We start from the raw sequence: 19,539 nt of genomic DNA, 5'->3' as shown, positions 1-19,539 counted from the left end.
GTGGAATCCGTTAAAGATGAAAAGTGGAAAAAGGTAATTCCTTGACGTATAAAAATATAAGTGTTACGGTTAATAAGTAAAGTAAATAAAGGTTTCTCAAAAACAGCGTAATGACCTGGGAGAGAACAACGATAACAATGAACCATTCCCATGAGTGTTGCCTGGCAATATTTGTGGGGATTTTTTGATTATTGTTAGCATTTTTCTAGACAAGAACAACTGAAAAAAGAGTTTCTTTTTTCCATTATGTTTTGTTTCTGAGTTTAACCAAATCACTCATTATTTCAAGGAGGAATTAGGTTATGTCAGTACAATTAGAAGTTAAAGAAAGAGCTATCCGTCCACGTTCACTAAGAAATCAGCTACGTCACGAAGGGAAAGTACCTGCCATTGTTTACGGTTACCAAATTGAAAGTACACCAATCTATTTTGAAGAAAAAGACTTATCAAAAATTTTACGCGAACATGGTGCTAACACCGTTATTAAAATGACAGTTGATGGCAAAAACATCAACACATTAATGTCGAAAGCACAGTTAGATACCTTTACTGGTCAAATGCTTCATGTTGAATTCTTATCTGTAAATATGAAAGAAACAACAGAAGTCGAAGCAGAAGTTCAATTAATTGGTGAATCTGCAGGTGTGAAAGCTGGGGGTACCTTAGCTCAAAACTTGTACACTGTTTTAGTGGCAGCCACACCAGACAAATTGCCAGAATCAATTGAAGTAGATATTACAAACTTAGAAATTGGTGATGCTCTTACAATCGCTGATTTACCTGAACACAAAGACTATGAAATTTTAACTGATCCAGAAGAACAACTAGTTGCTATTGTTGAAGCACAAACTGCTCCTGAAGAAGAAGAAGGAACAGCTGCTGAAACGACTGAACCAGAATTAGCCGAATAAAGAGTACACTTTTGTTCAGCTGATTCTCTTAAGTTTTAGAAATGGGATGTACGTTGAAACAACGTACGTCCCATTTTCTTTTTACTGCATGTCGTGATTTCTTCACATAAATGATGACACCTGCAAAGCTAGGAAGCTACAGAGGAATATTAAATTTTTGCTAATCTACGCAATATTTTCAAACGAAACAATTTCTTTTTTTTTAATTTGCAGTATACTAAAAGTAAGTAAACAAAAAGGAGGTCATCCATATGTTTGAACGTTTTGATAATGACCGTAGCCGCTATGCTTCATTAGGTGTTGTTTCTAGCTTACCTAGTGGCTTAATTGATAGTATTTGGTTGATTATTGACTTAAATCTAAAAGGGGTTATCCCTTTAAACGACTTACTTCACTTTGATTTGTTGAACAATAATGGCAAAGTGACTGTCCATTTTTCTCAAGAAAATAGTTCAGTAGAAATGGCCATCGACTTACCATTTAGTTATTCTACGGCATATCCGTCGCGAATTTTTGCTTTTGATGATGGCCATCGTGAAACGATTTTATTACCTGCAGAAATGTTAGAATCTTAAATAATTTCAACAAAGTAGCCTCAAATTCCGATTAAACTGGAATTTGAGGCTACTTTAATTTCTTTTAGTTATTCTACAATAATTTGTTTACTACTTCCTGCAGCATTTTCAAAATTAATAGTAAAGGTTTCTGTTGCATCATCATAAGTGATTCCGTCACTTTGACTAATTACTGTGCTGTAATCTTTTGGTATTTTTAAAGTCAGTGTCTTAGTTGTTTGTGTGGGATCAGAGAAAGTATACGTTTTTTGGTGTTGTTGTGTCTTTCTCATTAAAGAAATAGCTTTATTTGAGGTAATCCCTGCTATTGTACCGCCAGTTTCTGACCAAATGTTAACCCCAAGATAGCCTTCTTCTTCTTGCTTAACTGCTTGAATTTCTTCTGTATTTGAGAGAACTTCTACTGTTTTTTTGGCAGCATATGTTTTTAAATCAGTTTCATCGATTCCTGGTAAAACTACATAAGCATAATGCTCGTTCGTTGGGTGTTGACCATGTTGAATCGTAAATGTTCGATAATCACCTACATATTCTTTATCACTTGGAAATGCTTCATTAATTGCTTTATAGGTTCCTTTTCTAGTTTCACTTTTAACATTTACCGTTGTTTCTTCTGGAAAATAATAACCCATATTAGCATTGGAATGATCCGACTTTAGTAATAACCATTGTTTTTTACTCGTTTCATTTTTCTCATGAATCTCCCCAATATTTGATAGCACTTGATACTGATACGCATCATTTAACAAACGATTATCAACAACTGTCTCAATCGAAGCTTCTGTATCCCCTTTAATTCCTGCGCCTAATGCGATAATTTGCCCATTTAATACAAACCAAGATTTTTTAGCTTGTAGGTTCATAGGTAAAAGTTTCCCATTATTTTTGGTCCCGTCTTTATTAAGAGCCATCCCTACTACTGCCTGATTGTCTGACGTTACTCCACCAACCCATTGCTCTTTCGATGTGATTGTTGTAAATGCTGAAACTTCATCTGCCAAAGAAATGGTATCTACCGTTGTTCCTGGTAGTCGATAGGGATCTACAGTTGGCCAATAGCTGGAATTAAATTGAACCTCGTCATCATTATATACGTACATCATTCCGTCACCAGTGTGCCAGCCACGTTTATTTTCTTTATTCCCTGCTTCAAAAGATGCAGTGCGCTTTGAATACAAGCCTAGCCCAAACATATAACTAGGTGTGCGTTGGACAAATCGATCCATCGAAGCATAAAGTTTCGTGCCTGTAAAAGGAAGTTGCCCTCCCGTAATTTCTGGATTAGTTAAAAGTTGCATAGTCATCTGTAAATCATTAAAATCACGAGCATTTGTCAAATAATAATCTGGGTTCTCCTTCATCCAATATTTAACGGCTTCTTGAAATTTCTTTTGATAATTATTAGGGGCAAATTTAGCCACAATTAATAAATTATACATGGTAGTTGAGCCGTAGCCTGTTTTTCCAACTGCTGGGGCTCTTGAGATGGAACGGCCATTCACGGTTGGTAGCATTTCACCTTTATAAATCAAAGGAAGAAAGGCACGATCAACATTTTCAACAAATTCTGTCACAAGAGTTGCATCCATTTGAAAAGATGAATCTGCTGTAATGGCCAAAATTTGTCCAACCCCTTTCACCAAAACATTGCCATACGAACCTGTATAAGGAATGTTATTGTGCTGGATAAAAGAACCATCTTGGTAAAAACCATCACCTTTTGTGACTAATTTAAATACATCGACGATACTACTGGATGCTTGGTTAATTTTCCCGCTATCCTTTTGTAAAATTCCTAACCCCAAAACAGTTAAAGCTAAGTCCGTTCGGTTCGCTCCTGATGTCACAAAATTTGGGATAAAAGCTAAATCCACAAACGTTCCTTGTGGTTTTGTATACAACTGTTTAAACGGATCTGGGACATAACTGCTCAGCGCATTTGTATAGATTTGTTGCTTTTCTGGAGAAACTTTATCCTCTAAAATCATTAGAATATTAAGAAACTTCTGTGGCACACCAATTTGCCAGTCCCACCAATTTCCATGGTACTTTTTCCCATCATATCCTTTTTGCGTTACCATAAAATCTAAGCCATCAATAATGGTTGCTGCCAATTTGTCATCTTGGTAAAGCGTACTCCCCTTCGTTCCATAGGCTAACGCTAATTTTTGCAATTTGGTAAATTGAGTCGTTAAATCAGCCGATGGCGTATTGCCAGGCTCTAGTGGCCATAAATAGCTGCGGTTCGGCTCTTTATTCATCGTTTGATCGAGTTCTGTTGCTTCATTGGAGATTTTTTGGACGTAGTCTACAAGCGCTTGGTTAGTTGAATCATATTCTTTTGAAACAAGCTGATTTCGCCATTTTTCTTTTAATTCTCGGTATTCTGCAGATGAATCGATAACAGGAATGCTACCAACGGGGCCACTTTTCATAGAAATGATATTCAGCTTTGATAGATTACCAAATAGTCTAATTCCTACAGCACCCATCCAGTCATCATTAATGGACGTACCATCAGGATAATGAACCTCTTCATTTTCATAAAATAATTGATCATTCAGGAATGTTTGAATTTTTTTCCCATCATAGCGAACTAGCAGTTTATATTGTTGACCACTTAGTAATGTTGGTCCCGGAATATTAGTTAGCCATTTACCGCCTGGTTGTCCTAACTGCCAGCGACCGTCACGATTATAAGCAAAAGATTGCCATTGACTCGTCTTTTGTTTATCTCCGCGAAAAACCAATCCGAAGTTACTTTGCCCTTCATATAAAAAGGTTAGTTCAAGATCTCCTGAAGATTGTTCGCGTGCATCAAGATTGATAGAGACAGATTCGAGGTTTGTCCCTTGCTTCGTGTTTGCGATCCATAAACCAGCAGAATCATTCTTTTTTTCTGCTGTTCCTACCAAATCTTGCCAATGCCCAACTTGATTGGGGAAATCTGAAATGTAAGAGGGTTGCTCAATCGTTTGGCTCGCTTCGTTTTCTTCTGCAAAAGTAAGGGTGGTTCCCATAAATCCACTCGTCAAAGCAGTAAACAGTCCGACCAGCATTACCCATATTTTCCTGTTTTTCATTCTTTCTCCTCCTAAAAAATTATCGTAAAACGCTTACATCCGAATTAGAGAAAAAGAGTGAAGAAAAATACTTTCTACACTCTCCGACTCTCTGAAAATCACTTAATATACTTTTTACGCCAAAATACCAAAGGCACTCAAAACAATCGATAAAATTAAAATAATCCAAATCACTCGTGTGGAATTTAGTTTCTTTTGACCTAACATCCAATAAGTCAAAAGAACAAGTAAGATTGGAACTAAGGAAGGCAAAATCGCATCTAACGTATCTTGAATAACTAATTCGACCCCGTTCTTTTTATAAACAAAAGGAACTGTCGCCTTGATAACTGAAGGAATTAAGGCACCAATCACAGTCACACCAAGAACAGTTGCTGCATTCGTAAAGGCAGATAACTTGTCTTTTAAGGTCGTCACTAGTTTGACCCCTTGCTTATAACCAAGTGGTAAGAGCGCGGCCCGACCAAACAATAGTGCAATATTTGCAATAATCCAAATAACACAGCCAACCACCGAACCATTTTGAGCCAGTGTCCCTGCAACAGAGCCGAAAATCGTCCCCCAAATAACGTGGAATAAAGAGTCCCCAACGCCTGCCAAAGAACCCATCAGAGCTGTTTTTAGCGCAATAATTGTTTCTTTCGCTTTATAGCCATCTTGCTCTTCAATCGCAACATCAATCCCCATAATTAAATTCCCAAAAATAGCATTGGTGTTAAAAAATTGATTGTGTGTGCGCATCATATCTTGAAATTGTGCTTCATCATGACCATAGAATTTTTTTAAAACAGGTAAGATGCCGTATAAATATCCTGAACTCATCATACGTTCATAGTTCCAGTTTAATTGGCTTCCTAAAATATAACGCCAGCTAATTGCATTTAATTCTTTTTTTGTCAGTTTATGCTTACTCATCGCCGTCATATCCTCCTTCAAAATCACCATTTCCTGTTGTTGCTTGTGTCGTGCTTTTTGCCCCATCACGTTTAAATACAAGCATCGCTGCTACCATCCCAACTATCGAAACACCTAACATTGGAACTTTTAAATAAGCCGCTAAGAAAAAGCCTAATAGTAAATAGGGGATATATTGCTTCGTTGGCAAGTAACGTAATAAAATCCCTACACCGACAACAGGTAATACTCCTCCAGCTGTTTTTAAGCCCGTCATTAGCCATTCTGGCATGTTATCGGTAATCGTTGTTACTACAGCATCCCCCGCTAATAACATTAATAAAATCGGAATGGCACGAGACAGTCCCCATAGAACAGAACCAGATAAAACTAAACGTGGAATCCGTTTTACTTGCATCTTATCAATCGCTTTATCGACACTATGAAGTAAAAAGACATTACAAAAACGGGCGACTACATCTAGTTGCAACATCAACAGAGAAACAGGAACAGCTAAACCAATGCCATACTCCGCTCCTTTTCCAGAGATTACAGCGAAAGCGGTTCCTAAAACAGCCCCTGTGAAATAATCAGGTACCGATGCTCCACCAAAAGCAGCAATTCCTAAACGCATTAATTGAAGAGTGCCGCCAACCATTAAACCAGTTTTTAAATCTCCCATAATCATTCCAGAAATCATTCCAGCAATAGCTGGTTGCGTCAACGTATTTGAAATAAGTGAGTCATTAATAGCAATAAACGCATAAATAGTAATTAAAATAATTTGATACGCTGCTAAATGCATTGAAATTTCCTCCTAAATTTAAAAATATTCTTTCTTAGTCTGACAGTTTTAGCCGCGTAATTTTTTCATAAAATCAACGACTGGATCGTTTGGAACTAATTGGGCTGTCACAGTGACGCCTTTTGAAGCGATTGTTTCAAAAATTTGTTCTTCTTCTGGTAAAACTTGAATACTTTTTGTTACTTCGCGTGCTCCTTCTTTGTAACTCATATTCCCAACATTTACAGTTTTGATAGGTCCTTGCGCTTCGATAAAGCGGAGCACATCTTTCGGATTTTTAAATAATAAAAATAAACGCTGTTTACCATATTTTCCTGATTGAATATTTTTAGCGGCAGCCTCTACTCCAAGAACAGATAAACGCATCGAAGAAGGCGCTGCCATTCTCAAAGATGATTTTTGTAAAGGATCTGTAGCCGCCTCATCATTGGCTACAATTATTCGCTGTGTACTAAGACTTGTCGACCAAATTCCCGCTACTTGTCCATGAATTAACCGTTCATCAATCCGTGTGTTTACAATATTTTCTTTTCCAGCATATTGACTATAGTTACTTAACTCTTTTTCTTTGCTGGCTTCTGAAATCTCTTGTTCCGCTTGATTCATTCCAGCCTTTACATCAACAATATTTTCTTGTGCTAAACAAACTAATTCTTTAATCGAAGCCTGTTGATTAACCACTGCTTCAATCACAACAGAGAGCGTCATCCCTGCAATAATTTCCACTCCGTCAACGTTCAAATAATTCTTAGTTGCCACGTTACATGGCGTTCCTCCTAGTAAATCAGCAATAATCAGTGTCGTACCGTTAAGGGCTTTCATTTTTTCATTTAGCTCTTTCTCAAATTGAAGATTGTCGCTATCTGGTCGTAATGAGACTGTATGCACGTGTTCTTGCCGACCAACGATCATTTCTAAGCTAACTTTGACGCCTTCAGCCATGCTACCATGACTAATTAGTACAATGTTTTCCACGAATTTCCCTCCCTAGATGTAGGTGACCCTACTTAACATGTTATGTTCTCTACGAACTTACTATAACACATACTAAGTTATCCGTAAACCTAATATCTTAATATATTGAATTTATTTTTTTGAATTCTTTAAATAAAAATTGTCTTTCCTCTTTTTCAAAGTGTTTGCTAAAGGCTAGTTAACATGTTATGCTTAATTCATTCGATTACTAGAATGGAGGCAATCGCATGTTACCTAAATATGAACAAATTAAACAAGACCTTTTACGTGAAATAAAAAATCATACCTTTATTCCTGGTGATAAATTTTATTCTGAAGCCGATATTAAACGAAAATATGCTGTTAGTTCTATCACAGCTGTCAAAGCACTGAATGAGCTGACCAGTGCAGGTTACTTGTATCGTATCCAAGGAAAAGGGACCTTTGTTTCGAAATCAAAAGTTTCTCAAAATGTAAAATTTTCTGATATCGAGTTGCATTCTTTAGACTCTGAAAAAGTTAAAGTCCTTTCAATTGAAGAAGATAATCAAGCCGAAATTTTAAAGGAATTATGCTTACCAGCTAACGCTTCTTATTATAGAATCAAGCGTGTACGCTATTCTGAAGATACACCCTTTCTCGTACATATCACACATCTTCCCAAAAAGCTTGTTAAAGAGCCGCTCTCAAAGGACCTCACAGCTTATGCAAGTGTGTATGAACGAGTCCGTAAAGATTTTTCAGTAGACCTCTTCTCGTTGGCTTCTGTAGAAACAAATGAAATTGTCTTTCCCGAAGATGCTGAGTTATTGAATTTACTTCAATTAAGTTTTCGTGAACCCGCTGTTAAACAAGTTAAACATTCCTATCTCGCAGATGGTAGTGTTGCTGAATATATTATTAGTTATAAACATTGGAAATATTTCAAAACCAAAATAGAAGTAGAAGCCGAATAAATTTCAGCTTCTACTTCTATTTTTTTAATCTATGATTACTTGATTCGTAAATTTCAAGTACTCAATTTCAATTCCCTCTGTTTCAAAAATTACTACTTCATTTTGTCCTTGCTGTAAAAATTCTTTGGGACAATACAGCGAATGAATGGGTCCTATTTCCCAATAACGACCTAGATGATGGCCATTGACCACAACGAATCCTTTGCCGTAGCCTCGACAGTCAATATACGTGTCTGCTAGCTGTTCTAATTCAAATGTTACTTGATAAAACGAAGGCTGCAATGGATTTTTTCCAGCTGTGTAATCAATCTTGGCTAATTGCTCTTGTGAAAAAGTTAAGGGATAGTGTTGATAGCCTTGGTGAAAATGAATGTCTTGCATCACTCCACCTCGAATTCCTTTACTTTGTGTGGGATTATTTAATTTAAAGCCATAATTAACGCGACCTAAGTTTTCCACTAGGATATCTAACGCAAGTGTGTCTTTTTCAGTTTGCCCTGAAATGAGTAGCTCTTCTCCCACTGTCTCTTGATATTGGGTAGCAGCTAAATCTCCATCTACATAAATGTGTAAACGATCACTGGCCTCGACCACTTTTAGTTTATTTTCATGATGATAATTTTTTAAATCAAACGAATAAAGCAAGTAGCCATAGCCTGAGCCAGCTTCTTCCATACTTAATGGATACGTGGTGGTCTTCGGTGTCATCATTTGATCTTTTACTGCGAATAAGGATACGCTAGCAGTTACTGGAAAGCTTCCTAAATTCCCCAGTTTTTTCGTGCGTGGTTGTGCTTGCCAAACTTCTGGACATACTTCTTTAATTGCTTTTTGAACGGCATAATATTTTTCTGTTGGTTCTCCTGCTTCTGTTAATAAAGCATCATAATCATAGCTAGTGACTTGAGGTAAATCTTTTGCACCTCGCGCCGAACACCCGTTATAAAAGCCGAAATTTGTTCCTCCATGAAACATATAGAGATTTAAAGAACCCACTGCCAGCATATCTTTTACTTCTTTCGCCAAGTCGGTACCTTCCCGCTGAATCACTGGTTCGCCCCAACGATTGAACCACCCATCCCAGTATTCCATGCACATCAACGGCCATTTTTTACCATGACGAGTCATAAATTTTTTCAAAACGGCAGCATTTTCTTTCGAATGACTACCAAAATTTCCTGTCACAAAAACATCCTCTTCAATTAACGTACCCGCATCCAAAACCTCTTCCCAAGCGCCATCAGATGTAAAAAGAGGAACCTCAATCCCCAGTTCTTCCATTATCTGCTTGGTTTGTCGCAAGTACGCTTTCTCCATGCCATAGGACCCATATTCATTTTCAACCTGCATCATGATCACTGGTCCACCTTGTGTTATCTGCAGCGGTGCTAGTTTAGGCAATAATACTTGAAAATAGTTACGAACTTTAGTCATAAAAATAGGATCTGTCGAACGTAATCGCACACCTTTTTCTTTCAAAAGCCATGCTGGTAAGCCACCAAACTCCCATTCTGCACAAATATAAGCCGAAGGACGCAGAATAACTAGTAAATTCAGTTTTTCTGCCAAGCGGACAAATGCTTCAATGTTTTTCATTCCTTCAAAATCGTATACGCCTTCTTCTGGTTCATGAATATTCCAAGGAATGTAGGTTTCTACTGTATTAGCTCCTAAAGCTTTCAGATTATAGAGGCTATCTTCCCATTGGCTAGGTGTCATTCGAAAGTAATGAATCGCCCCGCTAATAATTTTTATTGGTTGTCCATTTAATAAAAAGTCTTCTTTAATCTCAAACGTTTGCATCATTTTTCCCCTTTACCAGTATCTTTGCCATGATGGTTTTGCTAAACGCATTAAGGCTTCCATGTAAAAATAATCGCCCCATAAATTGGGTTCATCAATCCCTTTTCCTTCTGCATGTGCGTAAACACCATGGAGTAGCAGTCCTTCATTTTCGGAATCATTTTGCGTACGATAATATTCTCCTAATTGATAAATCATTCCTTTGGCAAGCTCTTTCGCTTGAGGAAAAGCCTGTAGTTTGTCTGCTTCCAATAAACCACATGCCGCAATTGCCAGTGCCGAGCTATCTTTGTCAGATGGCATTTGGTCATTAAAATCAAAATCCCAATAGGGAATTAAATCTGCTGACAAATGAGCTAGAAAAACCTCCACTATTTGTGGATAAATTTCTGGAAATGGTTGGGAATGGAGAAATGTTTCGTTTAGGGGAATCCCTAAAATTGCCCAACTTTGGCCTCGTGCCCAAATGGAAGTATCACTATGTCCTTGATGCGTAGCTCCATGTTTTGGTTTGCCTGTTTCTGGATCAAAATAATAGGTATGATAAGTTGTCGCATCGGATTTAATCACCGTTTTCATTAACGTATGATAGTGACGTGAGGCAATTTCCTCATAAACCCTATTTCCAGATAATTTAGTTGCTTCAAATAAAAGCGGTAAATTCATTAATGAGTCGATAATTAATCGATATTCTTTGGGATCACCATAATGGCCCCACGCTTGAATGAAGGAGCCATTTTCTTGGAATCGTGCTGACAATACTTCAGCGGCAGCTAGCACTTCTTGTTTACAGCGCTCATCACCGGTAATTTTATACCCAGCACCCGCCGATAGACTATATAAAAAACCAATGTCATGGTGGTCCAAAACAAAATGCTCCTCTAACCGTTGTTGAAAGCTGTCAATATTTTCCATTGCCAGTAAACGAAATTTTTCTTGGTGAGACCACTCATATGCCAGCCAAAGCATGCCTGTCCAAAAGCCATTGGTCCAATCATCGTTAGCTTTGAGACGATATCGACCATTCGTAGCACAAGCTGAAGGAAACTGTGTTCCGAAACGCTGCATATTTTTAGCAATTTTTGAAACGCATTCATTTAATTGCGTTTGAATCCATTCATCTGTGACATTTTCTCCTAGAGAGATCAGTCTTTGTTTATTTTCTTGACTACACATCTCCATCACTCCTTAACTTGTTAACATATTAACTTATTGTATTATAACGTAAAAGAAAATAAAAAGCGACCTTTCTTGATTATTTCTCTTAAAAACAAGAGCGGGGGACAAAAATCACTTTGGATTTTTGCTCCACGCTCAAAAACTGATAAACGGCGGGAACAGAACCAACACTACGCGTTGCTCCGATCTCAACAACTTCTAAGAGCTAAAGCTCTAAGAGTTGAAGGTCCTTCGGAAATAAGCCGAAATTGTTGAGAATCACGAAGAACGTAGTGATTCGATGATGAACAATACCTACTTGGTCTCCAAAAATCAAAGATCAATTTTCGGAAATTTCTTCTTATTTCTCGGAGCTAAACGGTTCTGTCCCGACCTCTTGTTATTTATTCCGACCGAATACTTCAATTTGGGTCAACGCTGGAAATGGAGAATAGTCCAGCGCTTTTCGTAAGCATTTTAATGTCAAAGTTTGTGTTGTTTTCATTGGGAACTTTATTTCTTGAAAACAGGCGGTATTCGTTGTGGCAACTACTCGTTCCTCTCCATCTGAAAAGGCTAAAGTGACTTCCTCCCAATAGCTATCATGTGGGTAATCCGCCCGAAATAGCAAGCGGATCCAGTCCGTTTCTACAGGTCTGCCAAAGTCAATCGTTAACTGTGCCTCCTTTTGTTGGTTAATTCCCCAAGAAGCAAATGGATACGAGCCATGAGAAAGGTTACCAAACTTAGAATCAATAGCATTTTTCGCAAAGAAAACAGCATCGTCTCTCGTTTCAACGTTTGCATACGCATGAGGATAGGCTCCTGAATATTCTTTTTGGTCATGTGTATTCATAGAAAGATTTTGATAATTGTCTTTTTCAAACGTGTGCGCTTGTCGAACTATTATTTGGTGCCTTGCCGAATGAAAGGCCGTATCAACAAAAGCTTTTCGAGCAGATTCTTCTAATGGAATTTGATATTCCCAAACTTTTTCTTTTAGATAAATCAATGAAGGAGCCAAAGTTTCATCTAATTGAACCATCAAATAAGGGGTAGCCCCTGTATAAGTCACTACAATTTTATCGCCAACTTGATAAAGGTACTGTTTAATTGCTAATACCGCTAACGTGTCTCCCTCCGCCACGAATGGCGCTTCTGGCTTCTCGTGATCGATTCGGCCAGTAATAATCTGATTGTCTTTATTTTTCAATTCGATTTTTATCATTTTTTATTCCTCCCTTGTCACACCACCTACCAAACAAATCAGGCGATGCGTTCCTATTGGTAGCTCTTTTTGCAAATAAGGTAAACTTGTTCTTGGGAAAAACAACGATGTATTGGGTTCAGGTTGAAGAATACCTGCGTGGTCATACCCTTCAATTGCAACTATTTGCGAACACAATTCTCCTGAATCGACTCTAGCCCACTCTTTACCAAGTTCTTTTTCTGAAAATTTTCCAAGTAACGGTAGACTGAATCCTCCTTCGCGCACTTTTAATGGAACCGATGTCACTATTTCATGTACTCTAACATGCCATTCTCCAAAAGGATAAATGGTTGTTTCAATTTCTACTTCTTGAAAAGGTAGCCATTTATAATAAACTTGCTCCTCTGTTAAATAAAAATCATGAACTTTCCCTTTAACACGAAAATATTCACCATCACGAGAAACAGCCAATACGTTATCAAAAGCCCCCTCCTCATAACGCGCACCAGCTTTGGGAACGCTAAAACCAAAGCGGCTAGAATAGACAAATTTACTATATTTAGCCGCAGCATGTGCTTGATTTTCAAGCCATAGTCCTGCAGGATAGCCGAGGACATGCGTTTTCATTTTAGGATGGATTAATAACATGTTTCCCTTTTCTATCAAACGCTTTTCTTCTCGTTTTATCGCCAGCGGTTCAGCACGCCAAAACGGATGGTCTTGATCCACTGCGAGCAACAAAAATGTTTTAAAAGCCCAATACGGAGAGCCTGGTGCGTTATAACCTTCTGCCATTACTAAATTTTCGTAATGATAGCCAATGGACAACCGACCATCATAAGTGAAAATAGCCTGTTGCATCCAACAGTGTAAATGTTTTGCTAACAGCGTTTTCATTTGTCCCCAAGGTAACGCCTCTACTTCTGCAAATATCAAAGCTGCGAAAAACGCTCCTTGAGCAAACCGATACGTTTGACTACGTCCGTAAGGTAACGCTTCGCCCTCCTCATCAAAATAGTACAGATAGTCCTGCGCGAACATAACGGCTCGTTCTGTAAAACGTTTCGCACGAATAGGATCTCTTTCTCGCATAAATTTGACATAAATCAAACTATAATAATGAAAAGCAAACGAAATATAATAATCTCTTTGCGTAGTTTTACCATCCATATACCAACCATCACCTAAATACATGCGTTCAATCAACGCCAATTCTTCCTCTAGTTCCGTTTGGTTAATCACTTGTCCACATCCCTCGAGTGCTAAACGAATGAGCACTTTGAAAAACGTCCAATTATTTTTAGGAATTTTACAACCAAGTGCCTTATTTAACCAAACCATGATATTTTCTTGCTGTTTCTCAGAAAAACAGGACCAAAAATATGTCTTATGAAGCAATAAAGTTAAAGATAATGCTGCTGCTTCCACAATATATTGATCATAATCAACAATATCGCCCCAATAGTCTGGGGATGACGGATCAGTTCCTGCGATTAATTTTTCCACATAAGCATCTCTTAAAACATCATCTTTACAAGCAACCCAATACGGTCCAATTCCCCATAATGGTCGAATGAGCGCTTCCATTTCAGCATGTTGCTGATCATAGACAGCACCACTGGACCCAAAATTTACGCCAGGTTTTTCTGATGTTAAAATAGCCGTTTTTAAAGGTGTCATGATTGTTTCAAAAGCTTCCAAATATGCTTCTCTGGTCAAAAAAAGATTACTTTTTAACGATTCCATGCTTTTCGCCCCCATTAGTTTAATTCAAAGAATAACAAGGGCACTTATTTTTTTCAACTATCGTTTAATGAATAAAACGGCGTATTATGAGAGCAGCATTTCACCTTCCCAAAACTTAACATATTAATTTTTTCTTTATTTTTGTTGAACCTTGAGCTATTCACTTTATCCAACAAAACTTCCATTATCAAAAATGAATAATAAATGAAAAATAAGCAGTCTAACGCAGGAAATTCTCATAATAAATATTTTTAAAAAAAAGAGTCTATGACAAAAATCCAAAGAGATTTTTGTCATAGACTTAAAATATGAGAGAAAAGACATCAAAAGTAATGGTTTGATCAACCTTCACAAGTTTTATGATGCTTTTCAAGATATCATTTTGATACAATTTTACGCCTTGCGGTTTACAATAAAAGAGTAAATAGCAATACAGATAATCGCTCCTAGCAACGCTGAGATAATTGGAAAACCGCCGATGACTGGTCCTAAAGAAGGCAACAAGAGTGATGCTACCCAACTTCCTAAAAAGCCCACGATAATATTTCCAATAATGCCACCTGGCACGTCTTTTCCTAAAATTGCGCCAGCAATTGCGCCAATAATTCCTCCGACAATTAATGCCCATAGAAAGCTAAACATTTGAAAAACCTACCTTTCATAGTTGATTTTTTTAGTTAATTTTCCTACTTTAAGGATAAAACAGAAAGCAGACTTTTTCAAAAGATAGGACTTTTCAGAAGTCAATTTATTCTTCTACATAAGCTAAACGATAGGATACTGTGCGACCAAAAGAAAATACTTGCAAACCTTGTAAGCGATCTGATTTCAAGTAACCAATGGCTCCTTGGAATAAGGGTAAAACACCGGCATCTTTTTCAATTAATGTTTTTTCTAAACTTAGTAATTCATTCCAGCGTTTTTCAGGTTCATTGGCGTAATCTTTTCTAACTTTTTGGAGACCTGCATCATACGCTGAATCGTTATAACCAGAAGTATTTAAGCCACTTTTTGAGTCATAAAATTCTAAAAAATTAATGGGGTCAGCATAGTCAGGTGTCCATGTTCCAAAGGCTAAATCGTAATTACCTGCTGTTTGTAAATCCAAACGATTTTGCAAAGGCAATGATTTTAATTTGATTGTTAAACCTGGTAAATTTTGTTGCAATTGCCCTTGAACAAATTCAATGGTTTTCTTGGCAATCGCTGAGTCCGCTGAGATTAGTTCCAATTCAATTTTATCTTTGCCCAACTCTTCTTTCGCTTTGGTCCAGTTAGCTTGGGCTTCTTTAATATTATATGGCAACAAATCACCATTTTCTTTGCGGAAATCTTCACCTGTGTCTGGATTTTTTGCAAAATTAGCTGGTACAAAACCATTTAAAGCTGTCGAGCCATCTCCTAAAATTTCTTTTGCAAAAGTTTCTTTGTCAATCGCTTGTAAAAAAGCTTTTCGAACATGTTCGTTGCCGGTAATTTCACGGCGATGATTGGGGCTTAAATAACCCACCATGGCTTTAGGTACAAAATGCGCTTGTTTTGACTCTTTATACTGAAGTGCATAAGTATCTGCTAAAACAGTGTAATCTAAGTCGCCATTATCAAAAAGATTGGCTCCTGTGCCAATTTCTTTCACTACTTGAACATCAATTTCATTCAATTTTACGTGTTCTTTATCCCAATAATGATCATTCTTCTTCAATTTCCAAGTTTCGGAATTGCCATCCCAACCTGAAATTACAAACGGCCCATTGCCAACAAAATTATCTGCAGAAGTCCCATAGGCAGTACCTTTTTCTTTGGCAAAGGCTTCATTTTTAGGCATAAAAGGTGTCCCAACCAAGACTTGGGCTAAATAAGGAATTGGATTTTCCAATGTTAGTTCTAGTGTCTGGTCATCGATTGCTTTGACACCAAATTCTTCCATCGTGGCTTGTCCTTCCCGCACCGCACGCCCATTTTTAAAAATATCCATTTGATTACTGCTACTTGAACCGTATGCTGGATCGACCACGTTTCTAAACGCAACTACAAAATCCCCTGCTTTAACTGGATCCCCGTTTGTCCATTTTGCTTCTCGTAACTTGAATGTATAGACTAACCCGTCTTCACTAACTTGTGGCTCTGCTTTCGCCATAGCTAGCTCAGGATCTCCGTTTTTATCTTGTCGATACAAGCCTTCAACTACTTGACCAATCATATCGGAACTATAGACATCTGTATAATGAGCGCTGTCTAATGTCGAGAGTTCACCACCAGATGCGACGTTAATTTTCTGTGTAGCTGGTTCGTTTGAGGTCGTTTTCGAACCGCCACTTCCACATGCTGCTAAAACCAAGCCCAGTGCAACAAGTCCGATTAACCACTTTTTCTGTTTCATACCAAAACTCCTCCTTCTGTTCAAACAACTTACCTACATTTTACATGATTTTCCATACATTTGTCCTTTTTCAGCACTTACTTTTTGAAAGAAAAATATTTTTTTAAGAATAAGAGTTGACAGATATTTTTTCTGGTGGTACAGTATTGAAAAACAGAGAACAGAAGAGTAACTGTTTCCTTTAGTGAAGAGAGTCTTTGGTTGGTGGAAAAAGACGTAAAGAAACAGCGAACCACATCTGGGAGTTGACTTTTTGAACCCTTAGTAGGAAAGTCCGGGACCGCTCGTTAACAGGCGAAGTTATGAACTTCATAAGGTTCGTGTTGCGAAACACGAATAAACTAAGGTGGAACCACGATAATTGATTATTCGTCCTTTGGCTATTCAGCCAAAGGACTTTTTTGTTTTTTTAGATGCGCTTTTCAACCTGAGAGAGTGCCTCAACTGCTCAAGTCTGTTGTCCTCTTTTCTATATGCTTAATGGGATAAGCTAGAAAAGCAACAGGTTTTCTGTTCCGTTCGAACAATTTCATACTTACAATCAAGGCTTAGGACATAGTAATTTAGCTCTTCCTTTACAGAGACTTTTTCATTGGCTGAAAGAAAAAGATGGATTCTTCTTTACTCACACCTAAAAGATGTTTTTCTGAATCCTTTAGTAAGAAAAACCGGTGACTCTATCGTTAACAGAGAGTAGTTGTCAACGCAACTACATAAGGCTTATCTTGTGAAAGATAAGTAAATTGAGGTGGCACCACGAATGCGATTCGTCCTCTTGGCTCACAGCCAAGAGGCTTTTTTGTTTTTTAATAAAAATTGTTGGAGGAAAAAATGATGGATTATATTTTAGAAATTTTACCTGCTTTAGTTAGCGGAGCTGGCATGACACTGAAAGTCTTTTTCTTTACGCTCCTTGGCTCGATTCCACTGGGGATCATCATTGCCTTTATTTTACAAAGTTCGTTTAAACCTTTACGTTACTTAATTAACCTCTACATTTGGTTAATGCGCGGCACTCCGCTATTGTTACAATTGATTTTTGTTTTTTACGGCTTACCATTAATTGGTATTGTCTTTGAACGTTACGATGCGGCCTTATTCGCATTTATTTTAAATTATGCTGCGTACTTTGCTGAAATTTTCCGCGGGGGGATTCAAGCAATTCCCCAAGGTCAATATGAAGCTGCTAAGGTTTTACGTTTAACACGTTTTCAAACAGTCACTCGGATTATTTTGCCACAAGTTGTTAAAATCGTGCTGCCTTCCGTAGGAAATGAAATTATCAATTTGGTCAAGGATACTTCTCTTATTTATGTTCTTGGCTTAGGCGATCTTTTACGTGCTGGTAAAATTGCGATGAGCCGCGATGTTACATTAGTGCCATTAGCTTTAGTGGGAGTGATTTATTTACTCTTTACGGCAATTTTGACTGTTGCTTCTAAGAAAATTGAAAAATTCTATCAATATTATAAATAGGAGGACTCTACCATGTTAACTATTAAAAATTTAACCAAACATTTTGACAACCGGACCATTATTGATCACTTAAATTTAGAAATTCCAGAGGGTAAAATTTTAACGATTGTTGGTCCTTCAGGCGGCGGAAAAACCACTTTACTTCGTTGTTTGGCTGGTTTAGAAACCATTGATTCTGGTGAGCTTTTGTTGGATGGTGTTCCTTTCAATCCTGCTGAAATGGACAATGCCGATCAAGTGGTTGGGGTCGTTTTCCAGGATTTCCAACTTTTCCCTCACTTATCAGTTTTAGAAAACATTACCTTAGCACCTACATTAGTACTAAAAGAAGAAAAAGCAAAAAGTCAGCAAGAAGCTTTAGAATTACTGGAAAAATTGGGCTTGGCTGGTAAAGAAAAACTCTATCCGTACCAACTTTCCGGTGGACAAAAACAACGAGTTGCACTTGCTCGTGCCTTAGCAATGAAGCCAAAAGTTCTTGGGTACGATGAACCAACGAGCGCGCTAGATCCAGCTTTACGCCAACAAGTGGAAGAAGTTATTTTAGATTTACGGAAACAAGGCATGACACAGATTGTCGTGACCCACGATATGGCTTTCGCTGAAAAAATTGCAGACAATCTTTTGACGGTTGCCCCCGTCCAATAGAAAGGAGTTTATGATGAAAAAGAAATATTCTTTAGCCTTGCTGGTTATCTGTTGTAGTTTACTCCTATTTGCAGGTTGTGGTAAAAGAAAAAGCAACGAAGATCAATGGACACGGATTAACGAAGAAAAACGGATTATTATTGGCTTAGATGACTCCTTTGTGCCCATGGGTTTTCAAGATAAATCAGGCAAAATTGTCGGCTTTGATGTCGACTTAGCCAAAGCGGTTTTTAAACTTTATGGCATTTCCGTTGACTTCCAACCGATTGATTGGTCTATGAAAGAAACAGAATTACAAAATCAAACCATTGATCTTATTTGGAACGGCTACACTAAAACGAGCGAGCGGGCCGAAAAAGTTCAATTCACACAACCTTACATGACGAACGATCAAGTACTTGTTTCTTTAAAAGAAAAAAACATTGCAACAGCGAGCGACATGCAAGGCAAAATTTTAGGGGTTCAAAACGGCTCTTCTGGCTATGATGGCTTCGAAAGTCAGCCCGACGTTTTGAAAAAATTTGTTAAAGACCAAACGCCTATTTTATATGACGGCTTTAATGAAGCTTTCTTAGATTTAAAATCTGGCCGAATTGATGGGCTCCTAATTGATCGCGTCTACGCCAACTACTATCTTTCCCACGAAGATAATTTAAAAAACTATACTATTTCTCATGTAGGCTATGACAATGAAGATTTTGCTGTGGGCGTCCGCAAATCAGACAATCAATTAGTCCAAAAAATCAATACTGCCTTTGAAACGTTACGAAAAGATGGCACCCTTAGTAAAATTTCTCAAAAATGGTTTGGAGAGGACGTTACAAATAACACAAAAATAAACTAAATAACGAATAAAAAGGTGTACTGCTGACTTAGTACACCTTTTTATTTGAATCAAATTCTTAGCAAATTCTAACTTATGAAGAACTTTTATTTTTGC

Annotated in this window: 16 protein-coding genes and 2 other annotated features; of the genes, 6 read left to right on the top strand and 10 right to left on the bottom strand. The window is 37.6% G+C overall.

What is annotated here, in order from left to right; all coding sequences use genetic code 11:
• The first annotated feature begins 302 nt into the window (after positions 1-302).
• Together IGL32_RS02805 and IGL32_RS02800 are read left to right on the top strand one after the other, a co-directional pair.
• A complete protein-coding gene (locus tag IGL32_RS02805) occupies positions 303-911 on the top strand; it encodes a 50S ribosomal protein L25/general stress protein Ctc (RefSeq protein WP_002358773.1) in 609 nt (202 codons plus the stop codon).
• Between the two features lie 251 nt (positions 912-1,162).
• Positions 1,163-1,486, top strand: a complete 324-nt coding sequence (locus tag IGL32_RS02800; protein WP_156210128.1) for a DUF960 domain-containing protein — start codon at positions 1,163-1,165, stop codon at positions 1,484-1,486.
• Between the two features lie 68 nt (positions 1,487-1,554).
• Here IGL32_RS02800 and IGL32_RS02795 read toward each other — a convergent pair whose 3' ends face one another.
• From IGL32_RS02795 to IGL32_RS02780, 4 genes are all read right to left on the bottom strand, one after another.
• The gene (locus IGL32_RS02795; protein WP_010709263.1) at positions 1,555-4,569 is read right to left on the bottom strand and encodes a polysaccharide lyase 8 family protein; all 3,015 of its coding nucleotides are present in this window, start codon (positions 4,567-4,569) and stop codon (positions 1,555-1,557) included.
• Between the two features lie 114 nt (positions 4,570-4,683).
• A complete protein-coding gene (locus IGL32_RS02790; protein ID WP_002383066.1) occupies positions 4,684-5,484 on the bottom strand; it encodes a PTS system mannose/fructose/sorbose family transporter subunit IID in 801 nt (266 codons plus the stop codon).
• Positions 5,477-6,268: a PTS mannose/fructose/sorbose/N-acetylgalactosamine transporter subunit IIC gene (locus tag IGL32_RS02785; protein ID WP_002358771.1), complete on the bottom strand. Its 792-nt coding sequence runs from the start codon at positions 6,266-6,268 to the stop codon at positions 5,477-5,479. Before IGL32_RS02785 ends, IGL32_RS02790 begins: the two co-directional genes overlap by 8 nt.
• Before the next feature lie 48 nt (positions 6,269-6,316).
• The gene (locus tag IGL32_RS02780) at positions 6,317-7,210 is read right to left on the bottom strand and encodes a PTS mannose/fructose/sorbose transporter subunit IIAB (protein ID WP_002383065.1); all 894 of its coding nucleotides are present in this window, start codon (positions 7,208-7,210) and stop codon (positions 6,317-6,319) included.
• Between the two features lie 260 nt (positions 7,211-7,470).
• Here IGL32_RS02780 and IGL32_RS02775 point away from each other — a divergent pair, with 260 nt between their 5' ends.
• A complete protein-coding gene (locus IGL32_RS02775; RefSeq protein WP_156210129.1) occupies positions 7,471-8,178 on the top strand; it encodes a GntR family transcriptional regulator in 708 nt (235 codons plus the stop codon).
• Between the two features lie 24 nt (positions 8,179-8,202).
• Here the strand turns inward: IGL32_RS02775 and IGL32_RS02770 are convergent, their stop codons facing one another.
• The 6 genes from IGL32_RS02770 to IGL32_RS02745 form a co-directional block, all read right to left on the bottom strand.
• Positions 8,203-9,981 (bottom strand): glycoside hydrolase family 35 protein, encoded by a 1,779-nt coding sequence (locus IGL32_RS02770; protein WP_011109466.1) that lies wholly within the window; start codon positions 9,979-9,981, stop codon positions 8,203-8,205.
• A 12-nt stretch (positions 9,982-9,993) separates the two neighbouring features.
• Positions 9,994-11,157, bottom strand: a complete 1,164-nt coding sequence (locus IGL32_RS02765) for a glycoside hydrolase family 88 protein (protein ID WP_002391237.1) — start codon at positions 11,155-11,157, stop codon at positions 9,994-9,996.
• Positions 11,158-11,539: 382 nt separating this feature from the next.
• Entirely contained in the window at positions 11,540-12,367 is an 828-nt protein-coding gene (locus IGL32_RS02760; RefSeq protein ID WP_002426016.1) for a hypothetical protein, read from the bottom strand.
• A gap of 3 nt (positions 12,368-12,370) precedes the next feature.
• On the bottom strand, positions 12,371-14,110 hold the full coding sequence (locus IGL32_RS02755) for a DUF2264 domain-containing protein (RefSeq protein WP_016634030.1): 1,740 nt from the start codon (positions 14,108-14,110) through the stop codon (positions 12,371-12,373).
• A 378-nt stretch (positions 14,111-14,488) separates the two neighbouring features.
• Positions 14,489-14,737 (bottom strand): GlsB/YeaQ/YmgE family stress response membrane protein, encoded by a 249-nt coding sequence (locus IGL32_RS02750; protein ID WP_002355684.1) that lies wholly within the window; start codon positions 14,735-14,737, stop codon positions 14,489-14,491.
• Positions 14,738-14,843: 106 nt separating this feature from the next.
• Positions 14,844-16,475, bottom strand: coding sequence for a peptide ABC transporter substrate-binding protein (locus IGL32_RS02745; RefSeq protein ID WP_002383058.1), 1,632 nt, complete (start codon positions 16,473-16,475; stop codon positions 14,844-14,846).
• Between the two features lie 147 nt (positions 16,476-16,622).
• Positions 16,623-16,855 (top strand) — a binding site (T-box leader).
• Between the two features lie 155 nt (positions 16,856-17,010).
• Positions 17,011-17,253 (top strand) — a binding site (T-box leader).
• Positions 17,254-17,306: 53 nt separating this feature from the next.
• Here IGL32_RS02745 and IGL32_RS02740 point away from each other — a divergent pair.
• From IGL32_RS02740 to IGL32_RS02730, 3 genes are read left to right on the top strand one after another with little or no spacing between them, the layout of a single operon-like run.
• A complete protein-coding gene (locus IGL32_RS02740; RefSeq protein WP_002383057.1) occupies positions 17,307-17,951 on the top strand; it encodes an amino acid ABC transporter permease in 645 nt (214 codons plus the stop codon).
• A 12-nt stretch (positions 17,952-17,963) separates the two neighbouring features.
• The gene (locus tag IGL32_RS02735) at positions 17,964-18,599 is read left to right on the top strand and encodes an amino acid ABC transporter ATP-binding protein (RefSeq protein ID WP_002355681.1); all 636 of its coding nucleotides are present in this window, start codon (positions 17,964-17,966) and stop codon (positions 18,597-18,599) included.
• A gap of 10 nt (positions 18,600-18,609) precedes the next feature.
• Positions 18,610-19,443 (top strand): amino acid ABC transporter substrate-binding protein, encoded by an 834-nt coding sequence (locus IGL32_RS02730; RefSeq protein ID WP_002355679.1) that lies wholly within the window; start codon positions 18,610-18,612, stop codon positions 19,441-19,443.
• Positions 19,444-19,539: the final 96 nt, after the last annotated feature.

Source organism: Enterococcus sp. AZ035 (assembly GCF_050548325.1).
Lineage (GTDB): Bacteria > Bacillota > Bacilli > Lactobacillales > Enterococcaceae > Enterococcus > Enterococcus faecalis.
This window is presented reverse-complemented; position numbering and strand designations above follow the sequence as displayed.

Coding starts and splice junctions, on each gene's coding strand:
- IGL32_RS02740 (WP_002383057.1), top strand. CDS start 17,307: ATGATGGATTATATTTTAGAAATTTTACCTGCTTTAGTTAGCGGAGCT.
- IGL32_RS02775 (WP_156210129.1), top strand. CDS start 7,471: ATGTTACCTAAATATGAACAAATTAAACAAGACCTTTTACGTGAAATA.
- IGL32_RS02785 (WP_002358771.1), bottom strand. CDS start 6,268: ATGCATTTAGCAGCGTATCAAATTATTTTAATTACTATTTATGCGTTT.
- IGL32_RS02730 (WP_002355679.1), top strand. CDS start 18,610: ATGATGAAAAAGAAATATTCTTTAGCCTTGCTGGTTATCTGTTGTAGT.
- IGL32_RS02745 (WP_002383058.1), bottom strand. CDS start 16,475: ATGAAACAGAAAAAGTGGTTAATCGGACTTGTTGCACTGGGCTTGGTT.
- IGL32_RS02780 (WP_002383065.1), bottom strand. CDS start 7,210: ATGGCTGAAGGCGTCAAAGTTAGCTTAGAAATGATCGTTGGTCGGCAA.
- IGL32_RS02735 (WP_002355681.1), top strand. CDS start 17,964: ATGTTAACTATTAAAAATTTAACCAAACATTTTGACAACCGGACCATT.
- IGL32_RS02755 (WP_016634030.1), bottom strand. CDS start 14,110: ATGGGGGCGAAAAGCATGGAATCGTTAAAAAGTAATCTTTTTTTGACC.
- IGL32_RS02790 (WP_002383066.1), bottom strand. CDS start 5,484: ATGAGTAAGCATAAACTGACAAAAAAAGAATTAAATGCAATTAGCTGG.
- IGL32_RS02800 (WP_156210128.1), top strand. CDS start 1,163: ATGTTTGAACGTTTTGATAATGACCGTAGCCGCTATGCTTCATTAGGT.
- IGL32_RS02805 (WP_002358773.1), top strand. CDS start 303: ATGTCAGTACAATTAGAAGTTAAAGAAAGAGCTATCCGTCCACGTTCA.
- IGL32_RS02795 (WP_010709263.1), bottom strand. CDS start 4,569: ATGAAAAACAGGAAAATATGGGTAATGCTGGTCGGACTGTTTACTGCT.
- IGL32_RS02750 (WP_002355684.1), bottom strand. CDS start 14,737: ATGTTTAGCTTTCTATGGGCATTAATTGTCGGAGGAATTATTGGCGCA.
- IGL32_RS02765 (WP_002391237.1), bottom strand. CDS start 11,157: ATGTGTAGTCAAGAAAATAAACAAAGACTGATCTCTCTAGGAGAAAAT.
- IGL32_RS02770 (WP_011109466.1), bottom strand. CDS start 9,981: ATGCAAACGTTTGAGATTAAAGAAGACTTTTTATTAAATGGACAACCA.
- IGL32_RS02760 (WP_002426016.1), bottom strand. CDS start 12,367: ATGATAAAAATCGAATTGAAAAATAAAGACAATCAGATTATTACTGGC.